Raw genomic sequence first — 13,715 nt, forward strand, 5'->3', positions numbered from 1 at the left:
GGTGCGTCTATAAAAAAGGTGATATCACTGACAATAGAGGTCAATACAATGAAAAAAAATCAACTTATATCCAAAAAAAACCTACTAATATTTGGTTTGGCGTTTAGCTGTCTCTCTGCGAGCTTGCCTGCTTTAGCAGACGGTGGTCCCCATGGGTTTACCGATTATAGACATGAATATCTATCCGAATCTCGTAAGCACTATGATCGTGTTATGTTCGGTAACTTTTTTAGTAACGGGTTAGGTATATTGGCAGAGTTGCGCTATGCAACAGAAGAAGGTTCGGACCAAGATGTATGGAACCCTTCTGACTTCACAAATAACGGCATGGGGTTAAGTGCTGTTTATAAGTTTAAGCCACTAGACAATAAAAAGTTTTGGCTGGAACCAATGTTTTGGCTTGATAGTAGCAAGTGGTGGTCGACCTATGAATACGGTTTGAGTAGTGGATATGATTTCTCGAAAGAATGGAAGCTATCTGGTAGATTTCGATATGATATGGATAAAGCTACGAGCGACTCTAAAAACTATAATAATTCAGATCGTAACAACAAGCGATACGATTTATGGGTCAAATATAATCCGGATGGTACAAACCTCAGATTGACTTTTAACGGTGTTTATTACGATAACGACTACATCACCTGGAACAATGGTAAGAAGGATTACGCACTTGATCTAAAAGTTGGCTACAAACTTGGTTCGTGGGAACCATACTTTCGTATTGGTGATAAGCGTGCCAGTAAAACCACCAACGAGCGTCAAGTCCGATATCGCGCTGGTCTAACTTACTCTTGGTAGAGGGGATTTCACAATGAAAACTACTAGAATTACAGCAATATTTGCGTTGATGAGTCTGTGTACTTCGGTTATGGCATCTGAAGTTTCAGTTGTTCGTATCATGGATTTGGAAACTGGTACTCTTGTTGAAAATTACAAGTCATCAGGAAGTGATAAGCTTGCACGTAAAACTCAAGAAATTGGTGGATTGTCCGCAATAGCCATGGTTTCTTCAAAAAAGTTTGTTGCATTATCGGATGCTCGTTCCCGTCCATCGAAAGGGTTAACTCGGTTTTACAAAGGGTCGTTCTCCGACAATTATAACCAGTTTAAAATTGACGACGTAGTTGTATTGAAGAACAAACAAGGTAAACCTTTCGGTCCGAATGAGAAAGACCCAGAATCATTGGTATTACTGCCTAGTGGTAATATCTTATGGGGTTCAGAAGCTAGTCACACTTTGATAGTTTCTGACCTTGATGGGAATCAAATTAGTGATGTTTCATACCTGCTGCCTGCTTATTATAAGGGGGATAATAAAACAATTGGTCTTAGGAAGAACCAGTCCTTGGAAGGTATGAGTCTATCTCCTGATGGTACTACATTGTTTGTAGCAACTGAATCTGCTTTGATTCAAGATGGTTCCGTTTCCACCCCGACGACCCCTTCTCTATCTCGAATATTAAAGTTTGAAGTCGATAAATCCTCTCAGTTGAAATTGGTTGGTGAATATGGCTATGTGGTCGATCGAATAAATGTTCAGAGTAAATATGGTGTTCATGACAATGGCGTTTCTGACATATTAGCAATCGATAACAATAGGTTATTAGTAGTCGAACGAAATGGGTATTCAGTAAAAGAAGGGTATTGCTGTTTCGACTTTGATGTTCGTGTTTTTAAAGTGAATCTCACAAATGCAACAAACTTAAAAGGGACACATTCAGTAAGTGATGTTGATGCACCAAATCCGATACTACCAGCTTATAAGTCATTATACTTTAAATTTTCTGACCTTGTCTCAGACCAGCAAAATTATGAAGGTTTAACTTATGGTCCGTTGGTTGATGGAAAATCAACATTGCTATTCAGTGCGGATAATAATTTTCAACCACATCAAAAAAGTCAGTTGGTATTGATTTCGGCGCCCGACTTGGAGCAACGTTAGTATGAAAATTAGACTAACTCTAATAACCCTTGTTTTGGCTTTTAGTAGTGCAAGTGACGCCGAAGAAGTTATGAACCAAGAGCAATACCTTACTGTTCTTCATACTAACGACCACCATGGTCGCTTCTGGAAGGATGAACGTGATCAAGCTGGCATGGCTGCTCGTAAGACGTTGATTGATTCGATTCGAGATGAGGTGGCTTCTAAAGGAGGTCAAACCTTATTACTGTCCGGTGGTGACATAAACACAGGTGTTCCTGAATCAGACATGCAATATGCTAAGCCTGATTTTATCGGCATGAAATATCTTGGTTATGATGCCATGGCGGTTGGGAATCACGAATTTGACGTTTCATATGGTATCATGAATATGCAACAGGTTTGGTCGCAAGTGCCATTTCTATCGGCCAATATTTATGACAAATCCACAAATGAACGCTCATTTGCCCCATATAAGCTGTTTGACTTTGATGGTTTAAGAGTTGCCGTGCTTGGTTTAACAACTACGGATACACTTAAAGTTGGCTCTTCGACACTCAAACAGAAATACATTATCAATGATCCTAGCCAAGAGGTGTTAAAACTGACCAAAGAACTCGATGCCAAGAGTCCTGATGTTGTAATTGCTTTAACTCATATGGGGCACTATGTAAATGGTGAACATGGATCCAATGCTTACGGTGACGTTACACTAGCGAACAACCTTCCAAATGGTACGCTTGATGCAATCATTGGTGGGCACTCTCAAAATGCTGTTTGTTATCAGAAAAACTCTCGAAAGAAAGAAGTCTTTGAACCTGGTGATGCCTGTTGGCCTGATAGGCACAATGGCACTTGGATCATGCAGGCGCAAGAGTGGGGGAGGTTTGTTGGGAGAGCAGATTTCATCATTAAAGAAGGCGTAGTGGAACTGATTAATTACCAACTCATCCCTGTTAACTTGAAGAAAAAGGTTAAATTGGACGGTAATAAAAAGTATGTTCTTTATCAAAATGAGATTGATCAAGACGAAGATATAATATCGTTACTCAAACCTTATTATGAGAAAGGGAACAATTTAATCAATTATCGAATCACGAATATTGCTCAAAGACTTGAAGGTGATAGAAAGGTTGTGAGGTCTCAGCAAACCAATTTAGGTAATGTTATTTCTGATTCTATGATGGTTAAAACTGGAGCTGATTTAGCCATCATGAATTCAGGAGGTATTCGCGACAGTATTGATGAAGGCGAAGTAACGTATAGAAATATTTTGAAAGTACTGCCTTGGGGCAACAGCATAGTTACTGTTGAACTATCTGGTAGTGAACTTAAGACTTATCTTTCTGAGGTATTAAAGAAAACTCCAGGCTCTGGTGGTTATGTGCAGAGAAGTACTAACTTCAACTTGGTCGATGGAGAAGTTACCATAGATGGTAAGAAGCTTAGTCCTACCAATACATACAAGTTAGCGCTTTCTAGCTATGCTTCTCGTGGCGGCGATGGATACCCAAAACTCAACAAACATCCAACTTATGTTGATACTGGATATTTAGATGCAGATGTATTAAAGGAGTTCCTAATCCAAAATAACTAACAACACGGAGAAGTTGTAATAATTCTAAGCGGCTATTTAGCCGCTTTTTTATTTTCAGCCCTAAACCACCTACTTCAGTAGGTGGTTATCATTCAGTTGGGCTTTGCCTGTAGTTCTACCCATGTTAAATGCTCCCTTGATTTTTAGCGAAGTCAAAGAGGACAAATAACATAAGTAGATACAATCAAGCTTCCCACGTATTTTGGATTTGTCGATTGCATAGGGATTAATGAAGAAAGTATTTGACGGTTATGTCAGGAATCGGGAAAAGCAGGAATGCTCTTAATTGAAATATTAACGTTGAACTAAATAAGGCCCACCTTTAAATCGAATTAGACTAAGCAACTTCCTTTTGAATATGACACTCTTTCTTTTTTTGTGTGTGGTGGGATAAAGAAGTAAGGTTAGTACCAATTTGTTTTATTTTTCGGATTACTTATTGTTTTAATGTGTTTTTAGTTCCAGATAGCAGTTTTATTGAGCTTTTTAACGTTTTGCTGATGTGGTAGCGTTGGTTGGTACTTACCAATATTAAGGCATGGCTATGAAGAGAAGAATTATAACTATTACTTTAACATTTATGTTTAGCGGTCAAGCGCTGGCTTTAGACTACTTTGACGACGTGAGCAAGAATGACCATCGATGGTTTAAGTTTAACTATATGTTTGCTGTAGATGAGTTACCTGGAGAGTCAGACCACGATTATGTTGAGTTGGAGTTTGGTGGCCGTTCGGGTATCTTTGATATGTACGGATATGTGGATTTATTTAATCCATTTGATTCCGAAGATAGCGACAAATATGACCAAGAAAAGCTATTTATGAAAATTGCACCTCGTATGTCTATTGACGGTCTGCTTAGGAAGGACTTTTCATTTGGGCCAGTTAAAGAATTATACGTGTCGGGAGTTTACTCTACTGGGGGAGCTGGTCATTCAGGTAACAATATTTCTACTAATGGCGGGTTGATTGGTATTGGAGCGGATATAGAAGTTCCAATTATGGGAGTTATGGGTTGGAGTATATTACGCCAGTATGATGTTAATACTCGAGAATGGAATGGATATCAGATTTCTACTGGTTGGTTTAATCCGCTAATTTATTTCGATAATGGTTCGTTCTTAGCTTTTCAAGGTTATGGTGATTTTACTTGGGGAATGGATGATTCCGATCCTGATAACCTATCATCGACTGGTTTTGCTATGTTTAACGGTTTTTACTGGCATAACGATAAAGTTTCAGTAGGCTACGGTTTGAAATTTTTTAAAGATATTTATGGTCTAAAAGATGAGGGTTTTGCTGGTAAAACAACAGGTGTAGCGCATTACTTTAGCGTCGGCTACTCGTTCTAATTAATAATTTCATATCAATAAAAAAGCGGTGCAACCGCTTTTTTATTGATAATAAGATCGACTATTAATTCGAATTGTGTAGTCAAACCGACTTGAAGGGTAAACCATTTCAACATACTCAATAGGCTGATCTTTCGAAGAATAACTTATTCGATTGCATATTAGAACAGCTTCGTTCATCGTAATTTCAAGGTACTGACTTTCTTGAGGTGAGGGAAGCCTTGCGCTTAACGATTCAACAGCTTCGACTGGCTTAATTCCCCAGTTCTGGTTGAGTAGTCTATAAAGACTCTGACTATTCATTAATTCGACTTCAGTTATCGGTTTGTGGCCATTTAAAGGGATGTACGCTGTATGAATGCCGATAGGTGTAGTTCCTGATAGACGCACACGCCTTATTTTTTGTACGCGGTCATCAGTACCATGTATAGATAGTTTATCTCTAATAAACTTATTCGGTTCAATGACCTCCAAGTCGAGAATTATTTGACCAATAGAGAGCCCTTTGGACTCCAAATCGTCACTAAGACTATGTAATGAGCGCTGATTATCTCGGGAGTTTGAAGGACGAACGAAAGTGCCGCTTCCTTGCTCACTGCGTAAGTAACCTTCCTCCGTCATCATTTGAATTGCTTTGCGGACAGTTGAACGGCTGACGTCATAAGATTCGCTGATCTGACGTTCTGTTGGGGTTGCTGTATTTTCTTTCCATAACCCCGCCTCGATCTGCTCCTTTAAGCGATTTGCCAACTCTACGTATTTTCTTATCTTTTTCATGCGTACTTCACTATCGTCAAATTAGATTGGCCAAAGACTCCACCCTAGCCCAATAATTAAATCCATTTCTGAGAGATACTATATCTAATGTCCTTGTCTCTACAACTAATATCAACAGTATCACATACAAGACGAGTAAGATTATTTGAGTTTTGAATTTTATTTTGGTACGAACCTTTTACTGGTGCTTTGCTCTGGGTTTTTATTCCTGAATTTATATAATTCTTTGTTTTTGTTGGTGTTTATTTGGTTTGGGCAATCGTTTTTGTTATGGTTTAATAATGATTGACATCACATTAATAGGTTTTTTGCTCATTTTTTATTGTTTGGTTCGTACCAATTGTGTATTGTTATTATGTAAGCTACAGTAATGGGATAGTGAATGATGGGCAACGAGCCGAAGTGCAAGACTCTTTTTACACGTTTAAAGGTAATGATGGTATTTGGCAAGAGAACAATGCAATACCTGTAGAACGCAAAATTAGCCTTGAGTATTCAGTCAGTCGTTCAACTGTTCGCAAAGCAATTCAAATGATGACGGAGGAAGGTTACTTACGCAGTGAACATGGGAGTGGCACCGTTGCGTTGCACGTCCGTTAAGTTTTTAAGTTTAAGAGATAGTTTTCGTTCTCTTCATTTTTTTAGTGAGGTTATAGCTCTAGAAGGAAAATCTGCTAATCAGTCCATATTGGAAGTGAGTGTAGTTACGCCGAGTGACTACATTCGGAATCGATTAGGGTTAGAGCCCTAGTTAGACAAGATTAAAAAATATGTTGTTTGAGATGTGATGGTTCGATGGCAATTGGTGTTCACACGGTTTATTTACCTATTATTAAAGGAGCTTGGTTATTGAGTGTGAGCTCAGTCAAAAGCGAGTCTTTATCTATTGATAGGAGACCAATGGGGATTAAAACCTATTGAAGTGATCGAGTTTTTAACTGCAAGGTTTCCCTCTCTCGCTGAAAGCAAGGTTCTAGAAATATCAACGAGTGAAGCTGTTTTGACCTGATGTCGTGTGACGTATTCAGCTCCCCTTACAACCATTAGAACATGTTGAGATGGTTTATATATCAAGTTGTTACGACTACACCGTAAGAATCAATAGGAAATATTTACAAGTTTAAATCCTGCGGAGAATAATAATATGAAAAAATTTATCGGTATAACATTAGTGAGTAGTTTAGCTCTTGTTGCAGGTCTTTCATCTACCGTGAAAGCTGCTGACGACTTTAGTGCTGTTTACTTCGTGCATGGCACGTTAGGAGATAAGTCATTCATGGATTCTGCGCAGCGCGGTATGGAGATGGCCAAAGAAAAACTCAATATGCGCTCTAGGACGGTTGAAGCAGGCTTAGATAGCACCCAGTGGGAACCAGCGTTTCGTGATGTTGTAGAGTTCGAGGACTACGATGTTTATGTCGCTGTGACTTACCCAATGGCAAGTGTTGTTCAAGAGCTTGCTCAAGAGTATCCAGATAAGAAATTCGTACTTATTGATGCTGAAGTTGACTACAGCGCATGTAGTAATAAATGTGACAACGTTTACTCACTATTGTTCAAGCAAAGTGAAGCCTCGTTATTAGCCGGTGCTTATGCTGCAAGCATGACTAAGTCAGAGGCACCGCAAGCAAATAAAGACAAAATGGTCGTAGGTATTGTTGGTGGTCAAGAAGTCCCTGTAATTCAAGACTTTGTTGTAGGTTTCGAGCAAGGTGTTGAATTTGTTGATAAAGACGTGAAAGTACTTGTGCAGTACGCGAATTCGTGGACTGACCCTGCTAAAGGTAAAGAGATTGCAAAAGCACTATATGATCAAGGTGCAGACATCGTTTTTGCTGTAGCCGGTGGTACGGGGCAAGGTGTGTTTGAGGCAGCACAAGAAGAAAATCGTTACGCAATTGGTGTTGATGCTGACCAATCTGAAATTCTTAAAGCGTCTAACCCAACTCAAGCGAGCCTTATTATTACTTCTGTATTGAAGAATGTAGATACTGGCTTACTTCTTGTGCTTGAAAAAGCCAAAAAAGGTGAGCTTAACTACGGCCAGTCAGAGTTTATAGGTGTCAAGGAAGGTGCCGTTGGTTTGGCTAAGAATGAAGTATACAAATCGGTGACACCTTACCCAGTGCAAGAAAATATCAAGTCTATTGAGTTAAAGCTTATTAATAAGTCTCTTGTAGCTAATTCCGTATTCAACCGCTAATACAAGCATGTTGGAGCAGGGATAAGCCTTTATTACTCTGCTCACTGACCGAGGCCTCGATATAATGACTGATTTTTTAAGAGTCGATGGAATTTCCAAGACTTATGATAATGGCGTAGTTGCAAATACTGATATCAGTTTCAATGTGCAACAAGGGATTATGCATGCCATCTGCGGCGAGAATGGTGCAGGTAAAAGTACGCTGATGAAAATGCTATATGGTTTGGTAAAACCAACATCAGGAGATATTTATTACAAAGGTGACAAACTGGATTTAGACAGCCCTAAAGAAGCGATTGAGTTGGGTATTGGTATGGTTCATCAAGAGTTTATGCTTGTCCCTTCATTTACAGTGGCGGAAAATATCACACTCGGTGCAGACGTGTTAAAAGGTGGTTTTCTTGATAAAGAAGATGCAATTCGCGTCACTAGAGCCCTTGCTGAAACGTACAAATTTGATATTGACGCGGAAGCAACTGTTGAGTCCATTCCTGTTGGTATGCGTCAACGTGTTGAAATTTTAAAAGCATTATACCGAGGTGCCGACCTTCTTATTCTTGATGAACCCACGGCTGTATTGACCCCTCAAGAAAGCGAAGAGTTATTTGTTTCTCTTAAAAGGCTTGTAAGAGAGCAAAATAAATCAGTCATATTTATTACTCATAAGCTGAAAGAAGTGAAATTTGCTTCAGACAAAATTACCGTTATCCAACATGGCAAAGTAACAGGCAATTTTGATACTGATAGCGTGTCGGTAGAGCAACTCGCGAATAGTATGGTTGGTCGAGAAGTCGATAACACTTACTACAGAAAATCACAAGATATTGGTATTAAAGCCCTAGAAATCAAAGGTCTTAACTATAAAGATAGTGCTGGTATCCAGCGAATTAACAACCTTTCAATCGATGTTTATGAGGGGGAAGTGCTTGGGATTGCAGGTGTTGAAGGAAACGGTCAAACAGAGTTAGCGCGACTGATTTCTGGTCTAGATAAACCAACTTCTGGGGATATTGAGTTTTACGGCCAGGCCATCCAAGGGAAGACTCCACGTCAAATTCGTGATCTTAAAGTTGCCCATGTATCTGAAGACCGAAAAGGGGATGGTACAGCTGGGGAAGCGTCCATTCGTGATAACGTAATAGTTGATCGTTATCACCAGAAAAGCTTCGGTGATATGGGACTTCTAAAGATGGGGTACATAAAAGAGCACCTAGACCACCTTATCGCCCGATTTGATATTCGCTGCAAGAGCCAGGAAACCGCAATTGGTTCCCTGTCTGGCGGTAATATGCAAAAAGTTGTAATTGCTCGGGAAGTTTCTGCAGAGCCTAAATTTCTGATTGCAGCCCAACCCACTAGAGGCGTCGATATTGGTGCTGCTCAACTGATTAGGAATGAATTAATTACACTCCGAGATAACAAAAAAGGTGTGCTTTTACTCTCTGCAGATTTAGATGAGATTTTGTCAATCTCTGATCGCATCGCTGTTATCTATAAAGGTGAGATTGTCGGTGTGTTTAAGAATGAAAACATTGATGAAAAGGCCCTCGGTCTTTACATGCTTGGGCTAAAGAGGCAGTCATAACATGAGTAGTCTTACTTTAAACAAAGGTAATATCTTTGGTGAGCTGTTACGTATCTTATCAGTTGTTACCGCGGCCATCACAATTGGCTTTATCATTACACTGTTTGTTAGCGAAGATGCTGTTGGTGCATTCAAGGTTCTGTTAACTGGTCCGTTCCCGATAGTCGATATTTCGGATACGGGAATAAAACTTCGTGGCTTAAGCCGCACGGGTTCATGGCTTATTGATTTTACAACTCTTGTTTTACTTGGTTTATCCGTTTGTTTAGCATTTCGAGCGCGCCAATTTAGTATGGCAGCAGAGGGGCAACTTTTCTTAGGTGCCATCGCTTCAGCGGCTGTTGTTATCTACATTGATGGCCCTAGCTTTTTTGTTGTGCCGCTAGCGCTGTTTTCAGCAGCGACAATTGGATTTCTTTGGGGGATGATTCCGGGTTACCTAAAAGCATATCTTGGCGCGAATGAAATCGTTAGTACTTTGATGTTGAATATCATTGCTGTGCAATTGTATCGCTACATCCTTGTGTACTATATGAATGATCCAACAGCAGGTTTTATTGCATCAGAAACTATTCCAGTGGATATGCGTTTAGACCGAATTCTTCCAGGCACTAAATTGACGTCAATGTTCTACATTATGCTTGCAGCGTCTGCATTTGTTGTATTGCTTATTTACCGTTCGAAGTTTGGGTATCAGCTTAATATTCTTGGTGTTAATGAAAAGTTTGCTCGTTATGGCGGTATTGCAACTAAGAGAGTTGTCATGCTGACGTTTGCAGTAAGTGGTGTATTTGCTGGCTTAGCAGGTGCACATTTGGCATTGGGGGTAACAAGCCGACTTAATCTTTATCTGGCGCCAGGAATTGGCTTTGAAGGTATTGTAGTCGCTTTACTTGCAAGAAATGACCCACGATTAATTCCATTGTGTGCTTTGCTTTACAGCTACCTTCGGGTGGGTTCGCAAATTATGGAACGCAGTACTGATGTACCTCGTGAGTTAGTGCTAATTATCCAAGCCTTGATCATCCTATTTGTGATGGTTGATCAACTGAAACCTTTCTTAAATCGCATAAAAGTTAAGTATGGAAAGAAAGCGTCTGATTCTTCCCAACTAACTAATTCTAATGGGGTCGCTAAAGATGTTTGAAATGTCAATGGAAACAATTTTTTCGTTTGCCTTTTTAGCGGCAACTTTACGTGCTGCAACACCACTGCTCCTCGCAACGATGGGTGGTTTGTTAACTGAGCTGTGTGGCGTTATCAACATTGCTTTGGAGGGCCTAATGTTAATCGCGGCGTTTTTTGGTGTGTTATCAGGTGCTTATTGGTTGATGTGGGTTCCGGAAATGTCTTGGTTTGCTCCGTGGTTTGGTATGGGAGTAGGTTTGTTGTCTTCTGTTGCTTTGGCTTGGTTACTTGCTTTTTTCCACCTTGAACTTGGTTCGGATCTCATCCTCTCTGGTATTGGTATTAACGTGCTTGCCGGTGGTTTAACAGTCTTTCTGATGTTCGCTCTAACTGGTGATAAAGGTTCAACGAGTACGCTAGTGAGTCCGACATTACCTGAAATTCAGATCCCTTTGGTTAATCATATTCCAGTGCTTGGTGAGTTAATTAATTCAGACTCTGGTCGCGGCTATAATTTCCTGACGTTCATCGCATTCCTAAGTGTCGTTGCTGTAAGTACGCTGCTTTACAAGACTCGTTTAGGTAAGAACCTACGAGCAGTCGGTGAAAATGAAGACGCGGCTCGTTCAGTTGGTATTGATGTTAAGCGAGTGAAATATCAAGCCATACTGTTAAGTGGGTTGCTTGCTGGTTTAGGTGGTGTGTACTTATCGATGGGGTACCTATCGTTCTTCCAAGCCAACATGACCGCAGGTCGTGGATTCACTGCACTAGCGGCTATCTACCTTGGTGCTAAGCACCCAGTTGGTGCCATGTTCGCTGCTCTAATCTTTGGTGCAAGCACAGCTTTAGAGCCTCGTTTAGCTCTGTTCGAAATCCCTAGTGAAATCGTTGCTATGATTCCTGCAATTGTAACGATTTCCGCTCTTATCATTCATAGCGTCTACAAAGAGCGCAAGAAGAAAAAACTAGCGAAAGCAATTTATAATCTAAAAGGAAATGCATAATGACTACTCAACAAAACGCGACTGTATTTAATAAGATTAAAGGTGCTTTGGCCGCTGCGGGGATGGGTGACGCTCTAGGCGCGCCAACCGAACTGTACTCGATCGATGAGATCCTAGAAGCTCATAATGGCTTGCTGACTAAATTTGTCGAGCCACCTAAAGATACGTTTGCAGGTGATTTAAATGGTGTTTCCGGGCTAATTACAGATGATGCTAGTCAGATGTATGTTTTAGCGGAAGGTATTATCAAAGCAGGCTATGGAAAATTTACAAATGAAGATTGGGTTGAGTGTCTTCTTCGTTGGGCTGAAATGGAGCCATATGCTAACTACAAAGGTCCAACTACTGAACTAGTAGTTAAAGCTTTGAGAGAAGGGGTGCCAACAAATACGATTGGTCGTATTGGCACGTCAAAGCGACAAGCTCCGCAAGTTGGTGTAACTAACGGTGCAGGCATGCGTGTTGCCCCTGCCGGATTAGTTTATCCAGGTAATGTAGATAAAGCTTGTGAGCTGGCTGCTTTAACTTGTATCCCGTCCCATGATACTAACATTGCGATTGCTTCCGCTTGTGCGATTGCTGCCGCAGTATCAGAGGCTATGGTTGAAGATGCCACTGTTGTAAGTATTCTTGAAGCTTCTCTAAAAGGAGCTCGCTACGGTGAAGCCTATGCACGTAAACATGCTCGTGTGGTAGCTGGCCCTAGTATTCACATGAAGATAGAACTGGCGATTGATATTGCAAATGAGGGAGGAGAGCTGATTGAATTTCTTCGCAAAATTGAAGGTTATATCGGCAACTCGGTTACAGCACATGAGTCTATACCATGCGCGATAGGTATCTTTGCATTTACTAAAGGTAACATTATGCAAGGAATTATTGCTTCAGCAAATGTAGGTAATGATACGGATAGTATTGCTACTATGGTTGGTTCAATTTCAGGTGCATGGAATGGCTTTGAGTCGATTCCAGCAGATATGTACGCTCAATGGTCGGAAGTGAACAGCAAGGACTTCAATATTGATCAGATTGCTGAAGGATTAACCACTCTAGCAATTAAAGCATTGGATGATGCTCATGCAGTCAGCTAAGACTATTATGCCCCTAGATCATACAGAGGCTGAATTGGCGTCTACATGGGAAAGTTTGCACTTTTTGATTAGTAATCGAAAGCAGATTGACAGAGTGGTTGAAGTTATAAAGCAATCTAAACGTTTATTTGTTGTTGGAAGCGGTGAGTCATTTGTGGCAGCAAGGTACTTTGAGGAGATCTTTAAATTTACTGATAAATATGTTACGGCAGTGCAGTCTTTTGATTTTTTCAAGCGATATTCTTCACGGTTAGATAGTGAAACGTGTGTTTTGGTTGTTTCATCGAGCGGTCGTCCTTCGCTAGTGATAGATGTACTCAAGTCGGTTATCGATTCGCCTGCTACTTCAATTGTATTGACAAATAATGCAAAAGTTTGGAGGGCTGAAGATGTACCAGATTTATTTTATTCTACTTTTGCTTCTAAGAAAGGAATGCCAACACAAAGTACAGTTGCTACTTTTGTAGCTTTGTTGCTGGTAGCACAACAGTTAATGCCTGCAGTTAAGCGCTTCTATTCTTTGGATCTCTTTGACTATGTTCTTGGGTTTGATACTGAAATTGTTGAAATTTTGGCAACACATCGCAATAAAATTGAAACTTTTTACGATTCTAAGTACAGGTATTCGTGTGTCGGAACTGGATTTGGAGCCATACTGTCTGAGTCATTTGCAAACCTATTAGTTTGTGGTCCTGAAGTTGAAGCAAATTTTATGGAGATAGAGGAGTATCATCATTCTCTAAGAATGTTTATTCCTCAAAGAGAGAAGGTCATTTTTATTACCTGTGATTCAGAAAATTTAGATCCTTTTGTCCATGACACGATAGACGAATTATTGGTTAAGTCAGCTCGAGTTGTATTAATTTGTACTTATGATGTATCCCAGTATAGTTTTAGTAAAGATGAAAATTTTACGGCAATCAGTTTATTAAGAAGAGGTAAGTGTTCTCAAGAAGTGAAATCTCTATTTTTACTTAATATAATTCAACACATTACTTTTTATATGGCTATTTACGCAACAGAGTGTGGCTATGTAAGAGCTGAAATTTAGA

Annotated in this window: 12 protein-coding genes; 11 read left to right on the forward strand and 1 reads right to left on the reverse strand. The window is 40.0% G+C overall.

Annotated features, from left to right (window positions below; translation table 11 throughout):
- Positions 1-48: 48 nt before the first annotated feature.
- From L0992_24030 to L0992_24045, 4 genes are all read left to right on the forward strand, one after another.
- A complete protein-coding gene (locus tag L0992_24030; protein XGB69445.1) occupies positions 49-801 on the forward strand; it encodes an oligogalacturonate-specific porin KdgM family protein in 753 nt (250 codons plus the stop codon).
- A gap of 13 nt (positions 802-814) precedes the next feature.
- Positions 815-1,945: an esterase-like activity of phytase family protein gene (locus L0992_24035; protein ID XGB69446.1), complete on the forward strand. Its 1,131-nt coding sequence runs from the start codon at positions 815-817 to the stop codon at positions 1,943-1,945.
- A gap of 1 nt (position 1,946) precedes the next feature.
- On the forward strand, positions 1,947-3,521 hold the full coding sequence (gene ushA / locus L0992_24040; protein ID XGB69447.1) for a bifunctional UDP-sugar hydrolase/5'-nucleotidase UshA: 1,575 nt from the start codon (positions 1,947-1,949) through the stop codon (positions 3,519-3,521).
- Between the two features lie 544 nt (positions 3,522-4,065).
- Positions 4,066-4,872 (forward strand): outer membrane protein OmpK, encoded by an 807-nt coding sequence (locus tag L0992_24045; protein XGB69448.1) that lies wholly within the window; start codon positions 4,066-4,068, stop codon positions 4,870-4,872.
- A 42-nt stretch (positions 4,873-4,914) separates the two neighbouring features.
- On the opposite strand, the gene L0992_24050 is transcribed toward L0992_24045, so the two are convergent.
- Positions 4,915-5,649: a GntR family transcriptional regulator gene (locus tag L0992_24050; GenBank protein ID XGB69449.1), complete on the reverse strand. Its 735-nt coding sequence runs from the start codon at positions 5,647-5,649 to the stop codon at positions 4,915-4,917.
- Positions 5,650-6,051: 402 nt separating this feature from the next.
- Here L0992_24050 and L0992_24055 point away from each other — a divergent pair, with 402 nt between their 5' ends.
- The 7 genes from L0992_24055 to L0992_24085 all read left to right on the forward strand — a co-directional run bounded on the left by L0992_24055 (position 6,052) and on the right by L0992_24085 (position 13,714).
- On the forward strand, positions 6,052-6,249 hold the full coding sequence (locus L0992_24055) for a GntR family transcriptional regulator (protein XGB69450.1): 198 nt from the start codon (positions 6,052-6,054) through the stop codon (positions 6,247-6,249).
- A 544-nt stretch (positions 6,250-6,793) separates the two neighbouring features.
- Positions 6,794-7,852 carry a BMP family ABC transporter substrate-binding protein gene (locus tag L0992_24060; protein ID XGB69451.1) on the forward strand — a complete coding sequence of 353 codons (1,059 nt, stop codon included), beginning with the start codon at positions 6,794-6,796 and terminating at the stop codon, positions 7,850-7,852.
- Between the two features lie 64 nt (positions 7,853-7,916).
- A complete protein-coding gene (locus L0992_24065) occupies positions 7,917-9,437 on the forward strand; it encodes an ABC transporter ATP-binding protein (protein XGB69452.1) in 1,521 nt (506 codons plus the stop codon).
- Position 9,438: 1 nt separating this feature from the next.
- Positions 9,439-10,584, forward strand: a complete 1,146-nt coding sequence (locus L0992_24070; protein ID XGB69453.1) for an ABC transporter permease — start codon at positions 9,439-9,441, stop codon at positions 10,582-10,584.
- Between the two features lie 7 nt (positions 10,585-10,591).
- Entirely contained in the window at positions 10,592-11,572 is a 981-nt protein-coding gene (locus tag L0992_24075; GenBank protein ID XGB69454.1) for an ABC transporter permease, read from the forward strand.
- Positions 11,572-12,663 carry an ADP-ribosylglycohydrolase family protein gene (locus L0992_24080; GenBank protein XGB69455.1) on the forward strand — a complete coding sequence of 364 codons (1,092 nt, stop codon included), beginning with the start codon at positions 11,572-11,574 and terminating at the stop codon, positions 12,661-12,663. Before L0992_24075 ends, L0992_24080 begins: the two co-directional genes overlap by 1 nt.
- Positions 12,650-13,714, forward strand: coding sequence for an SIS domain-containing protein (locus tag L0992_24085; GenBank protein ID XGB69456.1), 1,065 nt, complete (start codon positions 12,650-12,652; stop codon positions 13,712-13,714). The genes L0992_24080 and L0992_24085 overlap by 14 nt, the downstream gene beginning before the upstream one ends.
- Position 13,715: the final 1 nt, after the last annotated feature.

The organism is Vibrio pomeroyi, assembly GCA_041879425.1.
GTDB classification, from domain to species: Bacteria; Pseudomonadota; Gammaproteobacteria; order Enterobacterales; family Vibrionaceae; genus Vibrio; species Vibrio pomeroyi_A.